General features: G+C 68.2%; 20 protein-coding genes and 1 riboswitch. Of the genes, 18 read left to right on the forward strand and 2 right to left on the reverse strand.

The annotated features are described in order from the left end of the window. Position 1 precedes the first annotated feature (1 nt). The 9 genes from JHD77_RS08995 to JHD77_RS09035 all read left to right on the forward strand — a co-directional run bounded on the left by JHD77_RS08995 (position 2) and on the right by JHD77_RS09035 (position 12,691). A complete protein-coding gene (locus JHD77_RS08995; RefSeq protein ID WP_003114534.1) occupies positions 2 to 778 on the forward strand; it encodes a substrate-binding periplasmic protein in 777 nt (258 codons plus the stop codon). After that, positions 775 to 3,027, forward strand: coding sequence for an ATP-binding protein (locus tag JHD77_RS09000; RefSeq protein WP_016253973.1), 2,253 nt, complete (start codon positions 775 to 777; stop codon positions 3,025 to 3,027). Before JHD77_RS08995 ends, JHD77_RS09000 begins: the two co-directional genes overlap by 4 nt. Positions 3,028 to 3,210: 183 nt before the next feature. Further along, positions 3,211 to 4,623, forward strand: a complete 1,413-nt coding sequence (locus JHD77_RS09005) for an amino acid permease (RefSeq protein WP_019372236.1) — start codon at positions 3,211 to 3,213, stop codon at positions 4,621 to 4,623. A gap of 258 nt (positions 4,624 to 4,881) precedes the next feature. Continuing rightward, complete coding sequence (locus JHD77_RS09010) at positions 4,882 to 5,673, forward strand: enoyl-CoA hydratase/isomerase family protein (RefSeq protein ID WP_031756325.1); 792 nt, start codon at positions 4,882 to 4,884, stop codon at positions 5,671 to 5,673. Between the two features lie 20 nt (positions 5,674 to 5,693). Next, on the forward strand, positions 5,694 to 6,854 hold the full coding sequence (locus JHD77_RS09015) for an acyl-CoA dehydrogenase family protein (protein WP_003095708.1): 1,161 nt from the start codon (positions 5,694 to 5,696) through the stop codon (positions 6,852 to 6,854). Between the two features lie 66 nt (positions 6,855 to 6,920). Next, positions 6,921 to 9,011 (forward strand): acetate--CoA ligase family protein, encoded by a 2,091-nt coding sequence (locus JHD77_RS09020; RefSeq protein ID WP_003114528.1) that lies wholly within the window; start codon positions 6,921 to 6,923, stop codon positions 9,009 to 9,011. A gap of 41 nt (positions 9,012 to 9,052) precedes the next feature. Beyond that, positions 9,053 to 10,732 (forward strand): 5-guanidino-2-oxopentanoate decarboxylase, encoded by a 1,680-nt coding sequence (locus tag JHD77_RS09025; RefSeq protein ID WP_196994099.1) that lies wholly within the window; start codon positions 9,053 to 9,055, stop codon positions 10,730 to 10,732. A gap of 22 nt (positions 10,733 to 10,754) precedes the next feature. Beyond that, positions 10,755 to 11,936 (forward strand): arginine--pyruvate transaminase AruH, encoded by a 1,182-nt coding sequence (gene aruH / locus JHD77_RS09030; protein ID WP_003135629.1) that lies wholly within the window; start codon positions 10,755 to 10,757, stop codon positions 11,934 to 11,936. A gap of 50 nt (positions 11,937 to 11,986) precedes the next feature. Further along, positions 11,987 to 12,691: an NAD(P)H-dependent oxidoreductase gene (locus tag JHD77_RS09035; protein WP_003102071.1), complete on the forward strand. Its 705-nt coding sequence runs from the start codon at positions 11,987 to 11,989 to the stop codon at positions 12,689 to 12,691. Positions 12,692 to 12,756: 65 nt separating this feature from the next. Here JHD77_RS09035 and opmH read toward each other — a convergent pair whose 3' ends face one another. Continuing rightward, a complete protein-coding gene (gene opmH / locus JHD77_RS09040) occupies positions 12,757 to 14,205 on the reverse strand; it encodes an efflux transporter outer membrane subunit OpmH (RefSeq protein ID WP_003123581.1) in 1,449 nt (482 codons plus the stop codon). A 229-nt stretch (positions 14,206 to 14,434) separates the two neighbouring features. Further along, positions 14,435 to 14,571, forward strand: a riboswitch (TPP riboswitch). A gap of 89 nt (positions 14,572 to 14,660) precedes the next feature. Here opmH and thiC point away from each other — a divergent pair. Further along, the gene (thiC, locus tag JHD77_RS09045; protein ID WP_003095696.1) at positions 14,661 to 16,544 is read left to right on the forward strand and encodes a phosphomethylpyrimidine synthase ThiC; all 1,884 of its coding nucleotides are present in this window, start codon (positions 14,661 to 14,663) and stop codon (positions 16,542 to 16,544) included. Positions 16,545 to 16,597: 53 nt separating this feature from the next. Here the strand turns inward: thiC and JHD77_RS09050 are convergent, their stop codons facing one another. After that, positions 16,598 to 17,344, reverse strand: a complete 747-nt coding sequence (locus JHD77_RS09050) for an RsiV family protein (protein WP_031756327.1) — start codon at positions 17,342 to 17,344, stop codon at positions 16,598 to 16,600. 242 nt (positions 17,345 to 17,586) lie between these two features. Here JHD77_RS09050 and JHD77_RS09055 point away from each other — a divergent pair, with 242 nt between their 5' ends. From JHD77_RS09055 to parC, 8 genes are all read left to right on the forward strand, one after another. Continuing rightward, entirely contained in the window at positions 17,587 to 18,204 is a 618-nt protein-coding gene (locus JHD77_RS09055; protein WP_003095694.1) for an NUDIX domain-containing protein, read from the forward strand. Beyond that, a complete protein-coding gene (locus JHD77_RS09060; RefSeq protein WP_003102067.1) occupies positions 18,195 to 18,653 on the forward strand; it encodes a DUF1249 domain-containing protein in 459 nt (152 codons plus the stop codon). Before JHD77_RS09055 ends, JHD77_RS09060 begins: the two co-directional genes overlap by 10 nt. Positions 18,654 to 18,806: 153 nt before the next feature. Next, a complete protein-coding gene (gene cpdA / locus JHD77_RS09065) occupies positions 18,807 to 19,625 on the forward strand; it encodes a 3',5'-cyclic-AMP phosphodiesterase (protein ID WP_003102066.1) in 819 nt (272 codons plus the stop codon). A gap of 131 nt (positions 19,626 to 19,756) precedes the next feature. Beyond that, the gene (locus JHD77_RS09070) at positions 19,757 to 20,377 is read left to right on the forward strand and encodes a YqiA/YcfP family alpha/beta fold hydrolase (RefSeq protein ID WP_003102064.1); all 621 of its coding nucleotides are present in this window, start codon (positions 19,757 to 19,759) and stop codon (positions 20,375 to 20,377) included. Between the two features lie 11 nt (positions 20,378 to 20,388). After that, a complete protein-coding gene (gene parE, locus JHD77_RS09075; RefSeq protein ID WP_003102062.1) occupies positions 20,389 to 22,278 on the forward strand; it encodes a DNA topoisomerase IV subunit B in 1,890 nt (629 codons plus the stop codon). Further along, the gene (locus JHD77_RS09080; RefSeq protein ID WP_003102060.1) at positions 22,278 to 23,291 is read left to right on the forward strand and encodes an esterase-like activity of phytase family protein; all 1,014 of its coding nucleotides are present in this window, start codon (positions 22,278 to 22,280) and stop codon (positions 23,289 to 23,291) included. Before parE ends, JHD77_RS09080 begins: the two co-directional genes overlap by 1 nt. Beyond that, positions 23,288 to 23,812, forward strand: coding sequence for a retropepsin-like aspartic protease family protein (locus JHD77_RS09085; RefSeq protein WP_031756329.1), 525 nt, complete (start codon positions 23,288 to 23,290; stop codon positions 23,810 to 23,812). Before JHD77_RS09080 ends, JHD77_RS09085 begins: the two co-directional genes overlap by 4 nt. A gap of 7 nt (positions 23,813 to 23,819) precedes the next feature. Then, entirely contained in the window at positions 23,820 to 26,084 is a 2,265-nt protein-coding gene (gene parC / locus JHD77_RS09090) for a DNA topoisomerase IV subunit A (protein ID WP_014603516.1), read from the forward strand. The last annotated feature ends 38 nt before the right edge of the window (positions 26,085 to 26,122 follow it).

The following is a 26,122-nucleotide window of genomic DNA, read 5'->3' on the forward strand; positions in this document are numbered from 1 at the left end:
CATGCAGGCCTGCTGGCTGGCGCTCTGCGGATGGCTGCTGGGCGGCCTGGCACAGGCTGCGGAGACCATCCGCTATTGCGACTATCCGGTATACCCGCCGATCTCCTGGAGCGACGGCCAGCAGGTCCGGGGGCTGGCGCCGGAGCTGGTGAAGCGGCTGTTCGGCGCGCTGGGCTACCGGGTCGAGGTGGTGGTGCTGGGTAACTGGCGGCGCTGCCTGCTCGACGCCGCCGCCGGACGGGTCGACCTGATACTGGCCTACCGCACGCCCGCGCGCGATCGCGACCTGGCGTTTTCCGCCGAGCCGGTGCTGCGCGAGGAGGTGGCGATCTTCTACAACCGCCAGCGGCCGGTGCGCATCCAATCCCTCGGCGACCTCGCCGGCTATCGCGGCGGGCTGTTGTTCGGCGAAAGCTACGGGGCGGACTTCGACCGCTTCGTCGGCCGCCACGGCAACGTCGAATGGGTTTCCGACAGCCGACAGAACTTCGGCAAGCTGGTGCGCCAGCGCATCGACTACATCGCCCACGAACGGCGCACCGGCACGCTGTTCGCCGAGCGCCTGGCCGGCGGCGAGAACATCCGTGCGCTGCCCGAACCGCTGACGGTGGACTACCTGCGGGTGGCGGTCTCGCGGCACTCGCCGCTGGCGGCGAAGATGGACGAGATCGACCGGGCCCTGCGTGGCTATCGCGACGACGGCAGCATCCAGCGTTGGCTGGACGACAGCGTGCGCGACTATCGGCGCCTCGCCGGCAACCGCGCGGACGCCTGGTGAGCGGCCACGGCGGAGTGTTGGCGCGGCGCCTGCTGTGGCGGGTGCTGCTGTTCAGCCTGTGTTTCACCGTCCTCGCCGGCGCCGTGCAGCTGTTCTTCGAATACCGCCGCGAAATGCGCGAGATCGAGGCGCGCCTGGAACTGATCCGCAGCGGCTACCTGGCCAGCTTCGAGCGCAGCCTGTGGGATCTCAACCAGGAGCAGTTGAACGTGCAGTTGCGCGGCCTCGGGGATTTCCCCGACATCGCCCGTGTCAGCCTGCAAAGCGCCGACTTCAACCTGTTGCAGGGCGACCAGCGTCCACGCGGCATGCTGCGGGTCGAGCGCTTTCCCTTGAGCTACCAGCCGCCGGGGGGCGAGCGTCGGCAACTGGGCGAGCTGGAGATCGCCATCGACCTGGCGGCGGTCTATCGCCGGCTGGTTTCCGGCGGCCTGGCCAGCCTCTTGTGGATGGGCAGTTTCCTTTGCGGCCTGGCGGTGGCCCTCAGTTGGCTGTTCCACAGCCTGGTCACTCGCCATCTGTGGCGCATGTCCGAGTTCGCCGGGCATATCGCCGAAGGCGACCTGCAACAGCCGCTGCGACTGGACAAGGTGGACCGCGAGCGCGATGAGATCGACGCCGTCGCCGCCGCCCTGGAAGACATGCGCCAGGCCCTGCGCACCGACCGCCGCCGGCGCGATGCCGATCGCGACGAGTTGCGCCGACAGGTCGAGCGACGCACCGCCAGCCTGCGTCGGGCGAAGGACCAGGCGGAAGCCGCCGACCGGGCGAAGAGCCGTTTCCTCGCGACCATGAGCCATGAGATCCGTACCCCGCTGAACGGCATCCTGGGCATGGCCGAGCTGCTGCGCGAGGCATCGCTCGGCGAGCGTGACCGCCAGCGCCTGCGGGCACTGGCGACAGCGGGGGAGGGACTGCTGGCGATCCTCAACGAGGTCCTCCACTTCGCCCGGCTGGAGGAAGCGCCGGATGTGCCGGAAGCGGTGGACTTTTCCTTGCGAAGCCTGCTCGAGGACGTCCTCACCCTGCTCGAACCGCGGGCGCGGGAGAACGCCACGCGGCTGGACCTGTGGCTGGACCCGCAGGTTCATGACGGCCATCGCGGCGCCGAGCAGTTCCTGCGCCAGGTGTTGACCAACCTGCTGGGCAACGCGGTGAAGTTCACCGAGGCCGGCGAGGTGCGCGTTCGCGTCGAGCGGCTGGTGCGCAGCGCAGGAAGCGAGCGACTGCGGCTGAGCGTCGCGGACGATGGAATCGGCATTCCCGAGGAAATGCGCGAACGCATCTTCGAACGCTTCACCCAGGGCGGCGACGCCGTGACCCGCCGTTACGGCGGAACCGGCCTGGGCCTGGCGATCAGCAAGCGGCTGGTGGAAGCGCTGGGCGGGCGGATCGGCGTGGAAAGCCGGGTCGGCCAGGGCAGCACGTTCTGGTTCGAGATCGAGCTGGCGCTGGCGAGCTTGTCCGGCGCGACGCCGCCGGCGGCATCGGTGTCTGCGCTGGAGGTGCTGCTGGTGGAGGACGTGGCGCTCAACCGCGAGGTGGCCCAGGGCCTGCTCGAGCGGGACGGCCACCGGGTGATGCTGGCCGAGGACGCGGGGCCGGCCCTGGCGTTGTGCCGGCAGCGGCGCTTCGACCTGATCCTGCTGGACATGCACCTGCCGGGGATGGCTGGCCTCGAGCTTTGCGCCGGGATTCGCCGGCAGCTCGACGGCCTGAACCGCGCCACGCCGATCTTCGCCTTCACCGCCAGCATCCAGCCGGACATGGTGCGTCGGTACTTCGCCGCGGGCATGCAGGGCGTGCTCGGCAAGCCCCTGCGGATGGACGAGCTGCGCCGCGCGCTGGGCGAGGTCGGCACCAGCGTGCCTGCGCTTGCGGTGGACGCCGCGCTGGACCGGCAAATGCTCGAGACCCACCGCCGCCTGCTGGGGCGGCACAAGCTCGCCGGACTGCTGGGCAACCTGCTGGGAAGCCTGGACGAGCAGTTGCCGCTGCTGGCCGAAGCCCTGGACCAGGCGGACCTGGCCGAGGCGGCGAACATCGCCCATCGCCTGTCCGGAAGCTGCCACTCCATGGGCCTGGTGGCGCTCGGCGCCGGCCTGGGCGAGCTGGAGCGCGAGGCCCTGGGCGCGGCCGGGGTCGACCCGCGGGCCTGGGGCGCACGCCTGGGTAGCCTGCGCCGCGACGGCGCCGAAGCCCTGCGCCGCGCCGGCTTCCTCGGCGAAGCCGACTCAGCGGCCGGTTGAGCGGCGCGGCGAACAACTTCCTTACAGCTTTTTACATCTTCGATCCGCGCGTTCAACGGCGTCTTACATCCGCCGCCAATAATCCGCTCATCCGTGCGCAAGACACGGCCTCTGACAGAGTGGAGACAAGAATAATGAGCCATCTCGAAGACCCCTGTGCGTACCCTCATCCGGAGGTGCGCCATGGCTGACGGCAAGGAAAGGCTGCAACTCACCCGGGCCCTGGCGAGCCGCCACATCTTCATGCTGTCCCTCGGCGGGGTGATCGGCACCGGGCTGTTCATGGGCTCCGGCGTGACCATCAACCAGGGCGGCCCGGCCGGCGCGGTGCTGGCCTACCTGGTGGCCGGGGTGCTGATGTACCTGGTGATGGTCTGCCTCGGCGAGCTGTCGGTGCAGATGCCGGTCTCCGGTTCGTTCCAGGCCCACGCGACGCGTTTCATCGGCCCGGCGACTGGCTTCATGATCGGCTGGGTCTACTGGATGAGCTGGGCCTCCACGGTAGGCCTGGAATTCACCGCGGCCGGGATGCTCATGACCCGCTGGTTCCCGGAGGTGCCCGTGTGGCTATGGTCGGGTTTCTTCGTGGTCGTGCTGTTCTCCCTCAATGCCCTGGCGACCCGCGCCTTCGGCGAGGCCGAGTACTGGTTCGCCGGGATCAAGGTGGCGGCGATCCTGGTGTTCATCGTGGTCGGGGGGCTGGTGATCTTCGGCGGTATCGAACTGAAGAGCGGTGCGCCGGCGCCGATGTTCTCCAACCTGGTCGGCGAGCGGCTGTTCCCCAACGGCCTGTCGGCGGTGTTCGCGGTGATGATGACGGTGGTCTATGCCTTCCAGGGTTGCGAGATCATGGGCGTCGCCGCCGGCGAGACCGAGCGACCGGAGAAGAGCATCCCGCGGGCGGTGCGCAACGTGGTGTTCCGCGTACTGATCTTCTACGTGCTGGCCATCGTCGTGCTTTCCGCCATCATTCCCTGGCAACAGGCCGGGCTGATGGAAAGCCCGTTCGTGCAGGTGTTCGACATGGTCGGGATTCCCTACGCGGCGGACCTGATGAACTTCGTCATCCTCACCGCCATCCTCTCGGTAGGCAACTCGGGCCTGTACGCCTCGACGCGGATCCTCTGGGCGATGTCCAGGACCGGCATGGCCCCGCGCGGCCTGTCGAAGCTCAGCGCGCGCGGCGTGCCGCTCTACGCGTTGCTGATCACCCTGTGCTTCGCCCTGCTCTCGTTGCTGACCAGCGTGGTCGCCGCCGACACCCTGTTCATGGTGCTGATGGCGGTGAGCGGGATGTCCGGCACCGTCACCTGGATCGTCATCGCCTACGCCCAATACCGCTTCCGCCGCGAGTACATGGCCAGCGGCGGCACGGTCGCCGAGCTGAAATATGCCGCGCCGCTGTTCCCGCTGGTGCCGCTGGCCTGCATCGCCGTGTGCTGCTCGCTGTTCGTCTTCCTCGCCCTCGATCCCACCCAGCGGCCGTCCTTGTACTGGGGCTTCGGCTTCATCGTCGCCTGCTACCTGGCCTATTACGTGGTTCGTCGCCGGCAGCCGCAGGGACTGGGCGACCCCGCCCTGGGACGGGCCGGCTGAACGGCCATTCGCAGGACCCGACGCCCGCCGCATCCGGCGGGCGTTTTCGTTTTCGCCTGGTTGGTTTGTTCGAAGTTGTAACAGCCGGCTCGCGCGGGCCTTCGCCGCTTTTCGGCGGATCGCATGGCGTGTGGCTTTGCGCCTGCCGCAGGGCCGTTACATACACCCGAATGGGTGGATTGTGGTCTTGTTGAACGAGTGTTTAGTATTGCCTGAAAGCCGCGATCGCCATCAACCAACAATAAGAACGAGGGCCGCATGACTGACCTTGCCCCATTGCAGACGCGGGTCGAAGCCGGGATCGCCTGGCTCGTCCTGAATCGTCCGCAACAGCGCAATGCACTGGATATCCCCACCCTGGAGGCCCTGCACGTCCGACTCGATGCCTGCGAGCGCGACCCGGCAGTGCGCGCCGTGGTCCTCGGCGGCAGCGGACGCAGCTTCTGCGCCGGGGCCGATCTCGCCGAATGGGCGGCGGCTGAAGCCCGTGGCGAGCTGGAAAGCTATGGCTGGACCGAGGCCGCCCACGCCCTGATGGGGCGCCTGCACGCCCTCGACAAACCCACAGTCGCCGCCGTCAACGGCAGCGCCGTGGGCGCTGGCATGGACCTGGCGCTGTGCTGCGATTTCCGCATCGCCGCCGCCTCGGCGCGCTTCAAGGCCGGCTACACCGGCATGGCCTACTGCCCGGACGCCGGCGCCAGTTGGCATCTGCCACGACTGCTCGGCAGCGAGGCGGCCAAGCGCCTGCTGTTCCTCGACGAAGCCTGGAGCGCGGAGCGCGCTCTGGGCGCCGGACTGGTCGGCGAGGTGGTCGCCGACGAGCGCCTGGTTGAGACGGTCGGCGCCTTCGCTGCGCGTCTCGCCAGCGGCCCGACCTTCGCCTTCGCCCAGACCAAGCGCCTGCTGCGCGACGGCGCCGGGCGCTCGCTGGCCGAGCAGTTGCGTGCCGAGCAGGCCGCCGGGCTGCTCTGCGGGCGCAGCGAGGATGCCGCCGAGGCGCTGCGCGCCGTGGCCGAGAAACGTTCCCCTCAATTCAGCGGGCGCTAGGCGCCGAGCAGGTGATTCCCATGGATTTCAGGCTGACCCAGGAACAGGACATGCTGGTCGAGGCGGTGCGCAGCTTCGTCGAGAAGGAACTGCTGCCCCACGAGGACGATGTCGACCGCGCCGACGCGGTGTCGCCGGAGCTGGCCGCACAGATTCGCGGCAAGGCCCTCGCCGCCGGTTTCTATGCCTTCAACATGCCCGAGGAAGTGGGCGGCGGCGGCCTCGACTACCTGTCCCAGGCGCTGGTCGAACGCGAGCTGTCGAAGGTCTCCTGGGCCCTCCACGTATTCGTCGCGCGGCCCTCGAAGATCCTCATGGCCTGCACCGGAGAACAGCTCGGCGACTACCTGTTGCCCTGCGTGCAGGGCGAAAAGACCGATTGCTTCGCCCTCACCGAGCCGGGCGCCGGCTCCGACGCCAATTCGATCAAGACCCGCGCGGTGCGCGACGGCGACGCCTTCGTGATCAACGGTAGCAAGCACTTCATCAGCCACGCCGGGCACGCCGACTTCGCCATCGTCTTCGCCGTCACCGACAGCTACGAGCACAACGGCCGCAAGCGCAACGCGGTGACCGCCTTCCTGGTGGACAAGGGCACGCCCGGGATGACCGTGCGCCGCGGGCCGAAATGCGTGAGCAACCGTGGCTACCACACCTACGAGATCTTCTTCGACGATTGCCGGGTGCCGGCCTCCAAGGTGCTCGGCGAGGTCGGCAAGGGCTGGGAAGTGGCAAACGCCTGGCTCACCGCCGGACGGGTGATGGTCGCCGCCAACTGCGTCGGCCAGGCCCAGCGCGCCCTCGACCTGTCGCTGCGCTGGGCGGCCGATCGCAAGCAGTTCGGCCAGCCGATCGGCAGCTACCAGGGCGTTTCCTTCAAGCTCGCCGACATGGCCACGCAGATCCGTGCCGCCGAGCTGATGACCCTGCACACCGCCTGGAAGATGGACCAGGGCACCATGACCGACGGCGAGGCCGGCATGGCCAAGCTGTTCGCCAGCGAGACCCTCGGCAAGGTCGCCGACGAAGCGGTGCAGATCTTCGGCGGCATGGGCCTGATGGATGAAGGACCGGTCGAGCGCATCTGGCGCAACGCGCGGATCGAACGGATCTGGGAGGGCACTTCGGAAATCCAGCGGCACATCGTTTCCCGCGAACTGCTGCGGCCGTTGCTGCGTTGAAGTCCTGGCTCCCCTCTTCCTCCAGGGGAGAGGGGAAGGCTGCCATGTTCCGAATCGAGAACCGACATGAATCGTGAAAACCTCAAGCGCCTGCTGGCACCCAGGCATCTCGCCTTCATTGGCGGCCGTGGCATGGCGCGTGCCCTGAAACGCTGTGCCGAAGGCGGTTTCGCCGGCCAGTTGTGGCTGGTCAATCCGCAGCACGCCGAACTCGAAGGCGTACCCTGCGTGGCCAGCGTCGCCGACCTGCCGTGCGGCCCGGACGCGGCGTTCGTCGCCACCAACCGCGAACTGACCCTCGACGCGGTCGCCGCGCTCGCCGCCAAAGGCGCCGGCGGGGCGATCTGCTATGCCTCCGGCTTCGCCGAAACCGGCGAACAGGGCCTGGCCGTGCAACGCCGGCTGCTGGCCGCCGCCGGCGAAATGGCGCTGCTCGGCCCGAACTGCTACGGCTTGCTCGACTACCTGCACGGCGCCGCGCTATGGCCGGTGGCACATGGCGGTCGGCAGGTGGAGCGGGGCGTCGCGGTGCTGACGCAGAGTGGCAACTTCGCCTACAACCTGTCGATGAGCGACCGTTCGCTGCCGGTGGCCTATATGGCATCGGTGGGCAACCAGGCGCAGCTGGGCATCGCCGAGCTGATGGACGTGCTGCTCGACGAGCCGCGGGTGACTGCCATCGGCCTGCATCTGGAAGGGCTGAAGAACGTCCCGGGGTTCGCCCGCGCGGCCTACAAGGCGTTGCAGAAAGGCGTGCCGGTGATCGCCCTGAAGACCGGGGTGTCGAAGATCGGCGCGGCCCTCGCGCTCAGCCACACCAGTTCCCTGGCCGGTTCCGACGCGCTCTACGACAGCCTGTTCGAGCGCCTCGGGGTGATCCGCGTGAGCGGCCCGGTGAGCTTCGTCGAAACCCTCAAGGCCGCCGCCTGCGGCCACCTGCCTGGCGGGCCGAGCCTGGTCGCGCTGGCCTGTTCCGGCGGCGACGCCGGGTTGATCGCCGATTACGCCGAGCGCAACGGCCTGGGGTTGCCGTCTTTCGACGCCGGACAGCGCGACGAACTGGCCGGGGTGCTGCCCGACTACGCCAACATCGCCAACCCGCTGGACTTCACCACCGCCATCTGGGGCGATGCCGCGGCCCTGGAGGAAATGCTCGACAGCGCTCTGCGCAGCCCTGCCGACGCCGCCCTGCTGGTGCTCGACTATCCGGGCGAGGAAACCGGCGAGCGGCCGCAGTGCGACCTGCTTCTGCAACGCTACTGCGCCGCGCTGAAGCGCCACGGCAAAGTCGGCTTCATCGCCTCGGCGTTCCCGGAACTGCTGCCGGCCCGGGCCCGCGAGCTGTTGCACGGCGAGGGCGTCGCCGCGCTGCAGGGCGTCGAGGATGGTCTCGCCGCCTGGGGACGGATCGCCCGCTACCGCCAGCGCCGCGCGGCGCTGCTGGAGCGCGGTGAGGCGGCGTTGGTGCCGATCTGCCCAGGGCCGCTGGCGGGCGACGGCTACCTGCTCGACGAGTGGCAATCCAAGCAGGCGCTGAAACCCTTCGGCCTGCCACTGCCCCAGGGGGTGCTGAGCACCCCCGGCCAGGCCCGCGAAGCGGCCCTCGACCTCGGCTTCCCGCTGGTGCTCAAGGCGGTCAGCGCCGCACTGCCGCACAAGACCGAGGCCGGTGGCGTGGCGCTCGGCCTACGCAACGAGGCGGCGTTGGAGGCGGCATTGTTCGACATGCGCGAAAGCCTGGCCCGGCACGCGCCGCAACTGGTCTTCGAGCGTGTTTTATTGGAGCGCATGGCTGGCGCGCCGCTGGCCGAGCTGATCGTCGGGGTCAAGCGCGAGGAGGGCTTCGGCCTGGCATTGGTGATCGGTGCCGGCGGGATACTCGTGGAGCTGCTGCGCGACAGTCGCAGCCTGCTCCTGCCAACCACCGACGCGGCGATCCGCGATGCCCTGCTGAGCCTGCGCAGCGCGCCGTTGCTCAGCGGCTTCCGCGGTCGCCCGGCAGTGTGCATGGAGGCCCTGGTGGCGGCGATCCGCGCGGTCGCCGAATTCGCCTGCGAACATGCCGAGCGCTTGCTGGAGCTGGACGTCAATCCGTTGCTGGCGGATGCCGAGGGAGCGCTGGCGGTGGATGCGTTGATCCGGCTGGCCAATGGCTGAAGGCCGGGGGGACACGACGGCTCCCCCTCCCGCTTGTGGGAATGGGAGCAAGAGCGCTGCGGCGCGAACGGCGACTCCGATGGTCGCCGAACTGGACGAGGATATTGCCCATGCAACCACAGAAGACCCTCACCGCCGGCCAGGCCCTGGTCCGCTTGCTGGCCAACTACGGCGTGGATACCGTTTTCGGCATCCCCGGCGTGCATACCCTGGAGCTGTACCGCGGACTTCCGGGTAGCGGCATCCGCCACGTGCTGACCCGCCACGAGCAGGGCGCCGGCTTCATGGCCGACGGTTATGCGCGGGTCAGCGGCAAGCCGGGAGTGTGCTTCGTCATCACCGGGCCGGGCGTGACCAACGTCGCCACCGCCATCGGCCAGGCCTACGCCGACTCGGTGCCGCTGCTGGTGATTTCCAGCGTCAACCACAGCGCCAGCCTGGGCAAGGGCTGGGGCTGCCTGCACGAGACCCAGGACCAGCGTGCCATGACCGCGCCGATCACTGCCTTCTCCGCCCTGGCCTTGAGCCCGGAACAGCTGCCCGAACTGATCGCCCGGGCCTACGCGGTGTTCGACAGCGAGCGTCCGCGCCCGGTGCATATCTCGATCCCGCTCGACGTGCTTGCCGCGCCGGTGGCCCATGACTGGAGCGCTGCCGTGGCGCGCCGCCCTGGTCGTGGTGTGCCGTGCACCGAGGCATTGCGGGCGGCGGCGGAGCGCCTGGCTGCGGCCCGGCGACCAATGCTCATCGCCGGCGGCGGCGCGCTGGCGGCCGGCGATGCGCTTGCCGCGCTGAGCGAGCGCCTGGCCGCGCCGCTGTTCACCAGCGTCGCCGGCAAGGGCCTGCTGCCGCCGGACGCGCCGCTCAACGCCGGGGCCAGCCTGTGCGTAGCGCCGGGCTGGGAGATGATCGCCGAGGCCGACCTGGTGCTGGCGGTGGGCACCGAGATGGCCGACACCGACTTCTGGCGCGAACGCCTGCCGCTGTCCGGCGAACTGATCCGCGTCGATATCGACCCGCGCAAGTTCAACGACTTCTATCCCTCTGCCGTAGCGCTCAGGGGCGATGCCCGGCAGACCCTTGAGGCGCTGCTGGCACGCCTGCCGCAGGAGGCCCGCGACGCCGCGCCGGCCGCCGCGAGGGTGGCGCGCCTGCGCGCGGAGATCCGCGCGGCACACGCGCCGCTGCAGGCGCTGCACCAGGCGATCCTCGACCGGATCGCCGCCGCGCTGCCGGCCGATGCTTTCGTCAGCACCGACATGACCCAACTGGCCTATACCGGCAACTACGCGTTCGCCAGCCGAGCGCCGCGCAGCTGGCTGCATCCCACCGGCTACGGCACCCTCGGCTACGGCCTGCCGGCCGGCATCGGCGCCAAGCTCGGCGCCCCGCAGCGCCCGGGCCTGGTGCTGGTCGGCGATGGCGGCTTCCTCTACACCGCGCAGGAACTGGCCACCGCCAGCGAGGAACTGGACAGTCCGCTGGTGGTGCTACTGTGGAACAACGACGCGCTCGGCCAGATCCGCGACGACATACTCGGCCTGGACATCGAGCCGGTCGGCGTGCTGCCGCGCAACCCCGACTTCGCCCTGCTGGGCCGCGCCTACGGTTGCGCGGTGCGCCAGCCGCAGGACCTGGACGAACTGGAGCGCGACCTGCGCGCCGGCTTCGGGCAGCCCGGCGTGACCCTGATCGAACTGCGGCACGCCTGCGCGCGCTGACCGCCGGACAAGGAGAGCATCCATGCGCTATTCCGACTTCACTCAACGTATCGCCGGCGACGGCGCCGCTGCCTGGGACATCCACTATCGCGCGCTGGCGCGGGTCGAGCAGGGCGAGGAAATCCTCCTGCTGTCGGTCGGCGACCCCGACTTCGATACCCCGGCGCCCATCGTCCAGTCGGCCATCGACAGCCTGCTGGCCGGCAACACCCACTACGCCGACGTGCGCGGCAAGCGCGCCCTGCGCCAGCGCATCGCCGAACGCCACCGGCAGCGCAGCGGCCAGGCGGTGGACGCGGAGCAGGTGGTGGTGCTGGCCGGCGCCCAGTGCGCGCTGTACGCGGTGGTGCAGTGCCTGCTGAATCCGGGCGACGAGGTGATAGTCGCCGAGCCGATGTACGTCACCTACGAAGCGGTGTTCGGCGCCTGTGGCGCGCGGGTGGTGCCGGTGCCGGTGCGCTCCGAGAATGGCTTCCGCGTGCAGGCCGAGGAGGTCGCCGCACTGATCACCCCGCGCACTCGCGCGATGGCGCTGAACAGCCCGCACAACCCGTCCGGCGCCAGCCTGCCGCGGGCCACCTGGGAAGCCCTGGCCGAGCTGTGCACGGCCCATGACCTGTGGATGATCTCCGACGAGGTCTACAGCGAACTGCTGTTCGACGGCGAGCATGTCAGCCCGGCCAGCCTGCCGGGGATGGCCGAACGTACCGCGACCCTCAACAGCCTGTCGAAATCCCACGCCATGACCGGCTGGCGGGTCGGCTGGGTGGTCGGTCCCGCGGCGCTCTGCGCGCACCTGGAGAACCTCGCCCTGTGCATGCTCTATGGCTCGCCGGAATTCATCCAGGATGCCGCCTGCACCGCGCTGGAGGCGCCGCTGCCGGAGTTGGAGGCGATGCGCGAGGCCTACCGCCGCCGCCGCGACCTGGTAATCGAGTGCCTGGCCGACAGCCCCGGCCTGCGTCCACTGCGCCCGGACGGCGGCATGTTCGTGATGGTCGACATCCGTCCCACCGGACTTTCCGCCCAGGCCTTCGCCGACCGCCTGCTGGACCGCCATGGCGTATCGGTGCTCGCCGGCGAAGCCTTCGGCCCGAGCGCCGCCGGTCACATCCGCCTCGGCCTGGTGTTGGGCGCCGAACCGCTGCGCGAAGCCTGTCGGCGCATCGCGCTGTGCGCCGCCGAGTTGCTCGGCCAGGCCTGAACCCCTCGGCCGCGAGCGATGCGGCTGGTCACCACGATTCGGAAACCACGATGAACGTACTGATCGTCCACGCCCACAACGAACCGCAATCCTTCACCCGCGCGCTCTGTGACCAGGCATGCGAGACCCTGGCAGGCCAGGGCCACGCGGTGCAGGTCTCGGATCTCTACGCGATGAACTGGAATCCGGTGGCCAGTGCCGCCGACTTCGCCGAGCGCGCCGATCCCGACTACCTGGTGTACGCCCTGGAGCAGCGCGAGAGCGTCAAGCGCCAGAGCCTGGCCGCCGACATCCAGGCCGAGCTGGACAAGCTGCTGTGGGCCGACCTGCTGATCCTCAACTTTCCGATCTACTGGTTCTCGGTGCCGGCGATCCTCAAGGGGTGGTTCGACCGGGTACTGGTGTCCGGGGTCTGCTATGGCGGCAAGCGCTTCTACGACCAGGGTGGCCTGGCCGGCAAGAAGGCGCTGGTCAGCCTGACCCTGGGCGGGCGCCAGCACATGTTCGGCGAGGGTGCCATCCACGGACCGCTGGAGGACATGCTGCGGCCGATCCTGCGCGGCACCCTGGCCTATGTCGGCATGCAGGTGCTGGAGCCCTTTGTCGCCTGGCACGTGCCATACATCAGCGAGGAAGCGCGCGGCAACTTCCTGCGCGCCTACCGGGCGCGGCTGGAAAATCTCGAGCAGGATGTACCCCTGCGATTCCCGCGGCTGGAGCAGTTCGACGCGCTGCTCCAGCCGCTGGCGCGCTGACCCGGGCGACGCGCGCCAGGCCAGTCAAGCGAAGACGCCCCCGACCGGGGGCGTCTTCGCTCGTGCTAGTACTGCTGGCGCGGCTTGCTCTGTAACTGCTCGGCGGCGGCCTTGGCCAGGTCCGGCGGGAGGAAGTCCTTGTCCGGATCGTAGTCCTGCTTCAGGTAGGCGCTGAGCGCCTCCAGGTCGGCCGGGCTGAGGGTGCCGGCCGCCTGCTTCAGGCGCAGGGTATCGAGGATGTAGTCGTAGCGGCTGTTGTTGTAGTCGCGCACGGCGGCGTACAACTGGCGCTGGGCGTTGAGCACGTCGACGATGTTGCGGGTGCCGACCTGGTAGCCGATCTCGGTGGCTTCCAGCGAACTCTGGTTGGAGATGATCGCCTGGCGCCGCGCCTGGACCTGCTCGACGTCGGTATTCACCGCGCGGTGCAGGTTGCGGGTGTCCTGCACCACCTGGCGGCGCTGGCCTTCGCGGGACTGCTCGCTCTGGTTGAGGCGCTGGTAGGACTCGCGGACCTGGGAGGAGGTCAGGCCGCCGCTGTAGATCGGGATGTTCAGTTCCAGGCCAATCGTGCGTTCCTCGACATCCTTGCCGTAGTGCACCAGCGGATTGGCGGCGCTGTTGGCGAAGCCGAGGGCGTCGTTGTCGCCCTTCTGGTACTGGGCCACGGCATCGAGGGTCGGCAGGTGCCCGGCCTTGCGCTGGCGGAGGGTTTCCTCGGCGGCGTTGACCGCGTAGTTGCTGGCCAGCAGGCGCAGGTTCTGCTGCACCGCGGTGTCGACCCAGGCCTTGGCGTCGTTCGGCGCCGGCGGCACCACCGGCAGGGTGTGGCGCATGCCCTCGATGGCGCTGTAGTCGCGGTTGGTCAGGGTCACCAGGGCCTGGAAGGCATCGTCCACGCGCTGTTCGGCGATCAGCCGGTTGGCGCGGGCGGTGTCGTAGCTGGCCTGGGCCTCGAGTACGTCGGTCTTGTCGGAAAGGCCCACGTCGAAGCGCTCGTTGGCCTGGTCCAATTGACGCTTGAAGGCGGCTTCCTCGGCCTTGCTGGTGGCCAGGTTGTCCTGGGCGCGGAGCACCGTGAAGTAGGTCTCGGCGCTGCGCAGGATCAGGTCCTGCTGGGTCGCGGAGAATTCCAGCTTGGCCTGGTCGCTGGTTTCCTTGGCGGCCTGCCACTGGAACCAGCGGTCGGCGCGGAACAGCGGCTGGCTGAGGCTGGCCTGGACCACATGACTGCTGCGTTTGACCGTGGCGGCCGGTTCGTCGAGAGCGATCCGTGAGTCGCCGATACGGCCGCCGGCGCCGAGTTGCGGCAGCAGGCCGGCGCGGGCCTGGGGCACCACTTCCTTGCGCGCCAGGTAGTCGGCCTGGGCGGCGGCGAGGTCGGCGTTGTTGTCGACGGCTTCCTTGTAGACGCTGATCAGGTCGGTCTTGGTCGGCAGCGGGGTCGGCTGGGCGGCCCAGGCGACACCGGTAGCAGCGGCCACGGCGGCCGCCAGGGAGAGTCTGCGCAGCATTCGTTCGTCCTGGAAAAGATGCGAGGTGGGGCAAGGCTAAGGTCGCTACCGGTAGCGGTCAAGGCACCTGCGCGGCAACTGATCGAAGAGCCAGTCCGGATCGATGTGCCGGCGAACGTGCGGGGATCTGCGTCTTCCCTGGCGAGAGGGCGCCGGACTGGACCATGACTGCCGGTCGGGCGGGGCGTTTTCCCGTTGGCGTATCCCGCCGGTGTTGATTAGACTGCCGGGGTTCTTGTCGGGGTGCCCTATACGAGGGGCTGAGATCGGATAGTTCCGGATCCCGTTGAACCTGATCGGGCTAGCGTCCGGTTCCGCCTCGCGCGGACCGCAGCAACCCGCGTAGGGAACAAGATGTCCGCGCCATGCCTGCCTTGCCGGCGCGTCCTTCTCGCCACCAGTCCCGGTGGCCCCGCGTGCCAGGTTCTCCCGACAATCACCCAGGAGAGCCATCGATGAGCGCAACGCAGAAGAACAACATCACCCGCCTTGAGCAGCTCGACCGCCAGTCGACGCAGCCTTTCCCGAACTCGCGCAAGGTCTACCTGACCGGCTCGCGCCCGGACATCCGCGTCCCGGTGCGGGAAATCTCCCTCGCCGACACCCCCACCGCCTTCGGCGGCGAAAAGAACCCGCCGGTGTTCGTCTACGACACCTCCGGCCCGTATACCGACCCCGAGGTCCGCATCGATCTGCGCAAGGGCCTGCCTGACGTGCGTTCGCGCTGGATCGACGAGCGCGGCGACACCGAGATCCTCCCCGGCCTGACCTCCGAGTTCGGCCAGGCCCGCCTGGCCGACGCCAGCCTCGACGCCCTGCGCTTCGCCCACGTGCGCACGCCGCGCCGGGCCAAGCCGGGCGCCAACGTCTCGCAGATGCACTACGCGAAGAAAGGCATCATCACCCCGGAGATGGAATACATCGCCATCCGCGAGAACATGAAGCTGCAGGAAGCCCGGGCCGCCGGCCTGCTCGACCAGCAGCACCCGGGGCACAGCTTCGGCGCCAACATCCCGAAGGAAATCACCCCCGAGTTCGTCCGCGAGGAAGTCGCCCGCGGCCGCGCGATCATTCCGGCGAACATCAACCACACCGAGCTTGAGCCGATGATCATCGGCCGCAACTTCCTGGTGAAGATCAACGGCAACATCGGCAACAGCGCGCTGGGCTCGTCGATCGAGGAAGAGGTGGAGAAGCTCACCTGGGGCATCCGCTGGGGCGCCGACACGGTGATGGACCTGTCCACCGGCAAGCACATCCATGAAACCCGCGAGTGGATCCTGCGCAACAGCCCGGTACCGATCGGCACCGTACCGATCTACCAGGCGCTGGAGAAGGTCAACGGCGTCGCCGAGGACCTGACCTGGGAAATCTTCCGCGACACCCTGATCGAACAGGCCGAGCAGGGCGTCGACTACTTCACCATCCACGCCGGCGTGCTGCTGCGCTATGTGCCGCTGACCGCCAAGCGGGTCACCGGTATCGTTTCCCGCGGCGGCTCGATCATGGCCAAGTGGTGCCTGGCGCACCACCAGGAGAACTTCCTCTACACGCATTTCGAAGAGATCTGCGAAATCATGAAGGCCTACGACGTCAGCTTCTCGCTGGGCGATGGCCTGCGTCCGGGCTCGGTGGCCGACGCCAACGACGCCGCCCAGTTCGGCGAGCTGGAGACCCTCGGCGAGCTGACCAAGATCGCCTGGAAGCACGACGTGCAGGTGATGATCGAAGGTCCCGGCCACGTGCCGATGCAATTGATCAAGGAAAACATGGACAAGCAGCTGGAGTGCTGTGACGAGGCGCCGTTCTACACCCTCGGCCCGCTGACCACCGACATCGCCCCCGGCTACGACCACATCACCTCCGGCATCGGCGCGGCGATGATCGGCTGGTTCGGCTGCGCCATGCTCTGCTACGTCACGCCCAAGGAGCACCTGGGTCTGCCGAACAAGGATGATGTGAAGACCGGGATCATCACCTACAAGATCGCCGCCCATGCCGCCGACCTCGCCAAGGGCCACCCGGGCGCGCAGATCCGCGACAACGCGCTGTCCAAGGCGCGCTTCGAGTTCCGTTGGGAGGACCAGTTCAACCTTGGCCTGGACCCGGACACCGCGCGGGCGTTCCATGACGAGACCCTGCCGAAGGACTCGGCCAAGGTCGCGCACTTCTGCTCCATGTGCGGACCGAAGTTCTGCTCGATGAAGATCACCCAGGAAGTCCGCGACTACGCCAAGGAGAACGGCCTGTCCGACGAGAGCAAGGCCATCGAGGCTGGCTTCCAGGAGCAGGCGGCGCGCTTCAAGGACGAAGGATCGGTGATCTACAGGCAGGTCTAGGCCGCGCCACGGGGCCCCTCGCCGTGGCGAGGGGCTGCGGAGCGTCGGAAGCGTCAGCCGCGGCCGGGGAACAGGTTCGGCTTGACGATGCCGTTCAGGCGCGGATACGGGATCTTCAGTTCGGGGTGGGCATAGGAATACGGCGCGATGGAGTAGGCGTCGTACTTCAGCGTCACCGCGCCGAAGGTCAATGCCACGTGCGGGGTGCGCTGGAACGGCCAGGTCTTCTGGAAATCGGCGTCCTGGTCGAGCTTGTTGGCCAGCAGCCAGGCCTTGTGCGCCAGCTCGGCCTGTTTCCAGAAGGCTTCTTCCTGGCCGGGAACCAGCATGCCCTGCAGGCTCAGCACCTTGTGCTGCCTGCGGTCGTAGTTGATGAAGCCGCGACCGGGCATGCCGTGGGCGCCGCCGGTGAACAGGTAGCTGGAAAGCTCGATGATCACCAGACCGTCATGTTGTTCGCGCACCTTGGCTTGCAGGTAGCTGCTCCAGCCCGGCTCGGCGCTGTCCAGGAACTGCCGCTCGTAGGCCGCCAGCGATGCCGGCAGGGGCGTTTCGTTGTTTTCCCGGGTCATTTCCAGCAGGGCGCGCTCGACGATCGGGTCCAACTGCGGTTCGTCGGGGAACTTCAAGGTGTCGATGTTTACCAAGGGACACTGTTCGCCCTGACAGCCGGGCTTCAGGTGCTCGCTGGCGAGGCGCTCGGTGGGCAGCGGGTCGTCGAGGCCGGGCTTGAAGAGGCTCTGGCAGGCGCTCAGCAGAACGACCAGGCTGCCGAGGGCGGCGAATTTCAGAAGGCGCATGGGATTCCTTTTGCGACGGTGGATGGGCGGGCTCGAAGCGTCGACCAGTCCGTTTCGACCCTGGCGTCGCGCTTGAGTTCGGCCCGCGCAAACCCCAAGTATGGCCTAGCCGTGGCCGGGAAACACGCCCGTGCGGCGAGCGCCACGAAGTTTTCCCGAGCTGTCCTGAAAGTGGCTGCGCCCTGCGCCGGGCCGCGATAGGATGGCGCGAAACCCACATACCCGAGTGAAGTGAGTCGAGGATGTCCGAAACCTTCAAACCCGCCCCCGGTGACGTCGAGCTCGTGCAGCGCGAGGAATGCTTCCGCGGCTTCTATCGTCTCGATCGCCTGCGCCTGCGGCATCGCCAGTTCGACGGCAGCATGGGCCGGGAAATCAGTCGGGAACTGTTCGTCCGCCATGACGCGGTCTGCGTGCTGCCCTACGACCCGCAGCGCGATTGCGTGGTGCTCATCGAGCAATTCCGCGTCGGGGCGATGCAGAAGCTCGCCAACCCCTGGCTGCTGGAGCTGGTCGCCGGCCTGATCGACAAGGACGAGCAACCGGAGGAAGTGGCCCATCGCGAGGCGATGGAGGAGGCCGGGCTGACTCTCGGTGCGCTCTGGCCGATAACCCAGTACCTGCCGTCGCCGGGCGGCACCGACGAAGTGGTGCACCTGTTCGTCGGCCGTTGCGACAGCGAAGGCGTCGGCGGCGTGCATGGCTTGCCGGAGGAGGGCGAGGACATCCGCGTCCACGTCTGGCCGTTGGAAGATGCGCTGCAGGCCGTGCGCGACGGGCGGATCAACAACGCGGCGAGCATCATCGCCCTGCAGTGGCTGGCCCTGAACCGGGCCGAGGTGCGTGGGCTATGGGCCTGAACCTGCTGCGCGAGCGCTACCGGGTCGACCTGGCCAGCCTGCAGGCGACCTGCGAAGCGAACTACGCGCGGCTCATGCGCCTGCTCCCGGACATGCGCGAGGCGCAGGCCTCGCGCCGGGTCGCGCTGAGCGAAGGGGAGCGGCTGCTCGGCGTACTTGCGCTGGAAGTGACCGAGGCCTGCCCCTACACCACCACCCTTCAGGTGCGCCAGGAACTGGGCCTGCCCTGGTTGCCGGCGCCGCGGCTGGAAGTGCGGGTCTACCACGATGCGCGGATGGCCGAGGTGATCGGCGCCGAACAGGCGCGGCGGCTGATGGCGATCTATCCCTACCCGAACCAGGCGATGCACCAGCCCGACGAGAAGAACCAGCTCAACCTGTTCCTCGGCGAGTGGCTCGCCCATTGCCTGGCCTGCGGCCACGAAATGGAGCCGGTGGCCCAGCGCTGAGCGGTTGCAGGCAAAAGGCCAGTTGAATGACATCAAGCCAAAAGTAGTCCTCGCAACTGTGATCTGTTCCGCTTTCCGGGTTTGCCGCCACTTTCGTCGGTCACCATAATCATCCCTTTCACCGCGGACGCCTCGCCTTCAGGAGACGGCCCCTTGTCACGCCATTCGAACACTCCCGCCACCGACGCCTCCGTACTGCTGGTGCAGCTTTCGGACAGCCACCTGTTCGCCGAGGATGGCGCGCGCCTGCTTGGCATGGATACCGCCCATAGCCTGGAGAAGGTGGTCGAGCGGGTCGCCCGGGAGCAGCCGCGGATCGACCTGATTCTCGCCACCGGCGACGTCTCCCAGGACGGCAGCCTCGATTCCTACACACGCTTCCGCAGGTTGAGCGCCCCCCTGGACGCGCCGTTGCGCTGGTTCGCCGGTAACCACGACGAACGCGAGCCGATGCAGCGGGCGACCGAGGGCAGCGACCTGCTGGAGCAGGTCGTCGACGTCGGCAACTGGCGCGTGGTGTTGCTCGACTCGAGCATTCCCGGCGCGGTGCCGGGCTATCTCGAGGAGGATCAGCTGGAGCTGCTGCGGCGCGCCATCGACAGCGCCGGCGAACGCTTCCTGCTGGTTTCCTTCCATCACCACCCGGTGCCGATCGGCAGCGACTGGATGGACCCCATCGGCCTGCGCAACCCGCAGGCGCTGTTCGACCTGCTGGCACCCTATCCGCAGGTGCGCTGCCTGCTGTGGGGGCACATTCACCAGGAGTTCGACCGCCAGCGCGGCCCGCTGCGCCTGCTGGCTTCGCCGTCCACCTGCGTGCAGTTCGCCCCCGGCAGCAGCGACTTCACCCTCGACCGCCTGGCGCCGGGCTACCGCTGGTTGCGCCTGCACGACGACGGGCGCCTGGAAACGGGGATCTCGCGGGTCGATGACGTCGTCTTCGAAGTGGACTACGACACCGCCGGATACTGACATGCCCCCGGTCGCGGGATACCGCGGCCACGTGCGTCGTTGCCGATCGGCGCGCAGGCTGGAAGATGAAGCCTGGAAGCTGTTACCGTTCGGCTTTCCCTACCGAGTTGAAGCCCATTAGCCCGTTCCCGATGACCGCGACCAGCCCATCCCTGCTGTATATCCACGGCTTCAACAGTTCGCCCGAATCGCACAAGGCGCGTCAGCTGCAGGCGGCCTTCGGCCACTTGGGCCTGGCCGAAGGCCTGCGCGTCCCGGCCCTGCACCATCACCCACGGCAGGCTATCGCCCAGTTGGAGCGGGCCATCGCCGAGCTCGGGCGACCGGTGCTGGTCGGCAGCTCCCTGGGTGGCTACTATGCGACCCATTTGGCGGAGCGCCATGGCCTGGCGGCGATCCTGGTCAATCCGGCGGTCGCCCCGCATCGCTCCTTCGACGGCTACCTGGGTGCGCAGACCAACCACTACAGCGGCGAGACCTGGGAACTCACCGAGGACCACGTGGCGGCGTTGGCCGAACTGGAAGTCACGCACCTGCAACGTCCCGAACGCTACCAGGTATGGCTGCAGACCGCCGACGAAACCCTCGATTATCGCGTCGCGCAGGCCTTCTACCGAGCCTGCGCGCTACGTATCCAGGCCGGCGGCGACCACGGTTTCCAGGGCTTCGCCCGGCACCTGCCGGCGCTGCTGGCGTTCGCCGGCTACCCGTCGGCGCTATGGCGCGACACCGATTTTTCGACTTTTGACTGAATAGAGACCCCATGGCTACTTACAACGCAGACGCCATCGAAGTCCTTTCCGGCCTCGACCCGGTGCGCAAGCGCCCGGGGATGTACACCGACACCACCCGCCCCAACCACCTGGCCCAGGAAGTCATCGACAACAGCGTCGACGAAGCCCTGGCCGGCCACGCGAAGAGCGTGCAGGTGATCCTGCACCAGGACAACTCGCTGGAAGTCATCGACGATGGCCGCGGCATGCCGGTGGACATCCACCCGGAAGAGGGCGTGCCGGGCGTCGAGCTGATCCTTACCAAGCTGCATGCCGGCGGCAAGTTCTCGAACAAGAACTACCAGTTCTCCGGCGGCTTGCACGGGGTCGGCATCTCGGTGGTGAACGCGCTCTCGACCCGGGTCGAGGTACGCGTCAAGCGCGACGCCAACGAGTACCGGATGACCTTCGCCGACGGCTTCAAGGACAGCGATCTGGAAGTCATCGGCACGGTCGGCAAGCGCAATACCGGTACCAGCGTGCATTTCTGGCCGGATCCGAAGTATTTCGATTCGGCGAAGTTCTCGGTCAGCCGCCTCAAGCATGTGCTCAAGGCCAAGGCGGTGCTGTGCCCGGGCCTGAGCGTGGTGTTCGAGGACAAGAACACCGGCGAGCGCGTCGAGTGGCACTTCGAGGACGGCCTGCGCTCCTACCTGACCGACGCGGTCGCCGAGCTGCCGCGCCTGCCCGATGAACCCTTCTGCGGCAACCTCGAAGGTTCCAAGGAAGCGGTGAGCTGGGCCCTGCTGTGGCTGCCCGAGGGCGGTGAGTCGGTGCAGGAAAGCTACGTCAACCTGATTCCCACGGCCCAGGGCGGCACCCATGTGAACGGCCTGCGCCAGGGCCTGCTCGACGCCATGCGCGAGTTCTGCGAGTTCCGCAACCTGTTGCCGCGCGGCGTCAAGCTGGCGCCCGAGGACGTCTGGGAGCGGATCGCCTTCGTCCTCTCGATGAAGATGCAGGAGCCGCAGTTCTCCGGGCAGACCAAGGAGCGCCTGTCGTCCCGCGAGGCGGCGGCGTTCGTCTCGGGCGTGGTGAAGGACGCCTTCAGCCTGTGGCTCAACGAGCACGCCGAAATCGGCCTGCAACTGGCGGAACTGGCGATCAGCAACGCCGGGCGTCGCCTCAAGGCGGGCAAGAAGGTCGAGCGCAAGAAGATCACCCAGGGGCCGGCGCTGCCCGGCAAACTGGCCGACTGCGCCGGACAGGAACCGATGCGCGCGGAACTGTTCCTGGTCGAGGGCGACTCCGCCGGCGGCTCGGCGAAGCAGGCGCGGGACAAGGAATTCCAGGCGATCATGCCGCTGCGCGGAAAGATCCTGAACACCTGGGAAGTGGACGGCGGCGAGGTGCTCGCCAGCCAGGAGGTCCACGACATCGCGGTGGCCATCGGCGTCGATCCGGGTGCCAGTGACCTGGCCCAGCTGCGCTACGGCAAGATCTGTATCCTCGCGGATGCCGACTCCGACGGGCTGCACATCGCCACGCTGCTCTGCGCGCTGTTCGTCCGCCATTTCCGCCCGCTGGTGGAAGCCGGCCACGTCTACGTGGCGATGCCGCCGCTGTACCGCATCGACCTCGGCAAGGACATCTACTACGCCCTCGACGAAGCCGAGCGCGACGGCATCCTCGAGCGCCTGGCCGCTGAGAAGAAGCGCGGCAAGCCGCAGGTCACCCGCTTCAAGGGCCTTGGCGAAATGAATCCGTTGCAACTGCGCGAGACCACCATGGATCCGAATACCCGGCGGCTGGTCCAGCTCACCCTGGAGGACGCCACCGGAACCCTGGAGATCATGGACATGCTGCTGGCCAAGAAGCGCGCCGGTGACCGCAAGTCCTGGCTGGAAAGCAAGGGCAACCTGGCCGAGGTGCTGGTCTGATGCGCCGCCTGCTGGCCATCCTCGGCCTGTTCGGGGGCCTGGTCCAGGCGGCCGAGGCGCCGCCAGAGCCACCGGTTCCGGCAGCCTTGAGCTTCATCTCCGAACATGCGGTGGAGGGCATGCGCGGCGGCAACCTCTCCGGGCTGGCCTGGTGTGGCGGCGCGCTGTGGACGGTTTCCGACCGCGACGATGACCGCCTGTATCGCCTGCAACCCTCGGCCGAAGGCTCCGACCAGCCCTGGCAGGCCGAGGCCGAGAGTTTCATCGCTCCGACCCCGCCGGACAGCGGGTTGCCCTGGGGCATGAGCACGCGGGTCTGGCTCAGTGGCCTGGTGCGCGGCGGCAACCTCGACTTCGAAGGCATCGCCTGCGATGCCGCCGGCAATCGCTACCTGGTCAGCGAGGCGCACGCGGCGGTCCTGCAACTGCCGGTGAGCGGCACGCCGAACTGGCTGCGCCTGCCGCCCGGCCTGCTGCCGCAAGCGCGGGCCAGCGGCATGCTGATGAATTTCAACGCGCTGTTCGAAGGGATCGCCGTCGACCCCGAGGGCAAGCGCCTCTGGCTGGCTGCCGAGCGCGAGCGCCGCGGCCTGCTGGTGGCCCACCGCGACAACAGTGCCTGGCGCTGCGAGGGCAGCTGCGTACTGCTCGCCGAGGGCGGCAAGATCGAGCCGCCGCCGGAACTGGGCAGCGCGCGCAAGCTGCCGAAGGATTTCTCCGACCTCGCCTTCTACCGCGGCAAGCTGTTCACCCTGGAGCGCCTGGCGCATCAGATCTGCCGCCGCGACCTGGCCCAGGCCAAGGTCGAGCGCTGCTGGTCGTTCGCCTCGGCGGTCCTGGCGCCGGAGCGTCGCTACGAGCTGCCTTATGGCGTCGCGGAAGCCCTGTCGCTGGACGACAAGGGCGCCTGGCTGGGCATCGACAATGGCGACCATGCGCGCGCCGATGGCGATGTGCGGCCCTTCGTCCTGCGCTTCGCCGCGCCCGCCGGCGGCTGGTTGGGGGACAAGTGACGCAACAGGTGCCCGGTCAGCGGCTGGGACGGATCATGCTGGTGCTGGCCTGGGTCGCCGGGCTGGCGCTGGCGACGCGCTATTTCGGCGTCTGGGAAGATCGACAGCGCAACCCGAACCAGGCGCCGCAATCGATCCATGGCGACGGCTACGTCGAGTTGCGCCTGGTCAGCAGCCGCCAGGGCCATTACCTGCTGAACGGGCAGATCAACGGCCAGGGCGTGACCTTCCTGCTCGATACCGGGGCGACCCAGGTGGCGGTGCCGGAAGCCCTGGCGGCAAGACTCGCGCTGGAGCGCGGCGCGCCGATCACCCTGAGCACGGCCAACGGCCGCGCCACGGGCTGGCGCACGCGGCTGGACCAGCTGCAACTCGGCGATATCCGCCTGTCCGGGGTCGCGGCGCTGATTGCGCCGGGCATGGACGGCGATGAGGTGCTACTCGGCATGAGCGCCCTGAAACAACTCGAATTCACCCAGCGCGACGGCACCCTGGTGCTGCGCCAAAACACTTCTCCGTGAGGTACGCATGAGCGAATCCCTCGATCTGAGCCTGGAAGGGGTCGAACGCCGGTCGTTGGCCGAGTTCACCGAGCAGGCCTATCTGAACTATTCCATGTACGTGATCATGGACCGCGCCCTGCCGCATATCGGCGACGGCCTGAAACCGGTGCAGCGACGCATCGTCTACGCCATGAGCGAACTGGGGCTGGATGCCGATTCCAAGCACAAGAAGTCGGCGCGCACCGTCGGCGACGTGCTCGGCAAGTTCCACCCGCACGGCGACTTGGCCTGCTACGAGGCCATGGTGCTGATGGCGCAGCCGTTCTCCTATCGCTATCCGCTGGTGGACGGCCAGGGCAACTGGGGGGCTCCTGACGATCCCAAGTCCTTCGCCGCCATGCGTTATACCGAGGCGCGCCTGTCGCGCTATTCCGAGGTGCTGCTCAGCGAACTGGGCCAGGGTACCGTGGACTGGGTACCGAACTTCGACGGCACCCTCGACGAGCCGGCCGTGCTGCCGGCCCGCCTGCCCAACCTGCTGCTCAACGGCACCACCGGCATCGCGGTGGGCATGGCCACCGACGTGCCGCCGCACAACCTGCGGGAAGTCGCGTCGGCCTGCGTGCGCCTGCTCGACCAGCCGGGCGCGACGGTCGCCGAATTGTGCGAACACGTGCCGGGCCCGGACTTCCCCACCGAAGCCGAGATCATCACCCCGCGCGCCGACCTGCAGAAGGTCTACGAGACCGGCCGCGGTTCGGTGCGCATGCGCGCGGTGTACCGCGTCGAGGACGGCGACATCGTCATCCACGCCCTGCCGCACCAGGTGTCCGGTTCCAAGGTGCTGGAACAGATCGCCGGGCAGATGCAGGCCAAGAAGCTGCCGATGGTGGCCGACCTGCGCGACGAGTCGGACCACGAGAACCCGACCCGCATCGTCATCATCCCGCGTTCGAACCGGGTCGATGTCGAAGAGCTGATGACCCATCTGTTCGCCACCACCGACCTGGAAACCAGCTACCGGGTCAACCTGAACATCATCGGCCTCGACGGCAAGCCGCAGGTCAAGGACCTGCGCCAGTTGCTCTCGGAGTGGTTGCAGTTCCGCATCGGCACCGTGCGTCGACGCCTGCAGTTCCGCCTGGACAAGGTCGAGCGCCGCCTGCATCTGCTGGATGGCTTGCTGATCGCCTTCCTCAACCTCGACGAGGTGATCCACATCATCCGCACCGAGGACCAGCCCAAGGCGGTGCTGATGGAGCGCTTCGAACTCAGCGAGGTGCAGGCCGACTACATCCTCGACACCCGCCTGCGCCAGTTGGCGCGCCTGGAAGAGATGAAGATCCGCGGCGAGCAGGAAGAGTTGCTGAAGGAGCAGAAGCGCCTGCAGACCCTGCTCGGCAGCGAGGCCAAGCTGAAGAAGCTGGTGCGCGAGGAGCTGATCAAGGATGCCGAGACCTACGGCGACGACCGCCGTTCGCCGATCGTCGCCCGCGCCGAGGCCCGCGCGCTGTCGGAAACCGAGCTGATGCCCACCGAACCGGTGACCGTGGTGCTCTCGGAAAAAGGCTGGGTGCGTTGCGCCAAGGGCCACGACATCGACGCCGCCGGCCTTTCCTACAAGGCCGGCGACGGCTTCAAGGCCGCCGCGCCGGGACGCTCGAACCAGTATGCGGTGTTCATCGACTCCACCGGGCGCAGCTACTCGCTGCCGGCCCACAGCCTGCCGTCCGCGCGGGGCCAGGGCGAGCCGCTCAGCGGCCGGCTGACGCCGCCGCCGGGGGCCAGCTTCGAATGCGTGCTGCTGCCGGACGACGATGCGCTGTTCGTGATCGCTTCCGACGCCGGCTATGGTTTCGTGGTCAAGGGCGAGGACCTGCAGGCCAAGAACAAGGCCGGCAAGGCCCTGCTCAGCCTGCCCAACGGCTCCGCCGTGGTGGCGCCGCGCCCGGTGCGCGATGTGGAGCAGGATTGGCTGGCGGCCGTGACGACCGAGGGCCGTCTGCTATTGTTCAAGGTCTCCGACCTGCCGCAGCTCGGCAAGGGCAAGGGCAACAAGATCATCGGCATCCCCGGCGAACGCGTGGCCAGCCGCGAGGAATACCTCACCGACCTGGCTGTTCTGCCAGCCGGGGCGACGTTGGTCCTGCAGGCCGGAAAGCGTACCCTGTCGCTCAAGGGCGACGACCTGGAACACTACAAGGGGGAGCGAGGCCGGCGAGGCAACAAGCTGCCGCGCGGTTTCCAGCGCGTCGACAGCCTGCTGGTGGATATTCCGCCACAGGATTGAAATGAGCCGTTACCGGTCTCCGATCTCTCGCATATCCG

This window comes from Pseudomonas sp. P20 (assembly GCF_016463925.1).
In the GTDB taxonomy this organism is placed as follows: domain Bacteria; phylum Pseudomonadota; class Gammaproteobacteria; order Pseudomonadales; family Pseudomonadaceae; genus Pseudomonas; species Pseudomonas aeruginosa.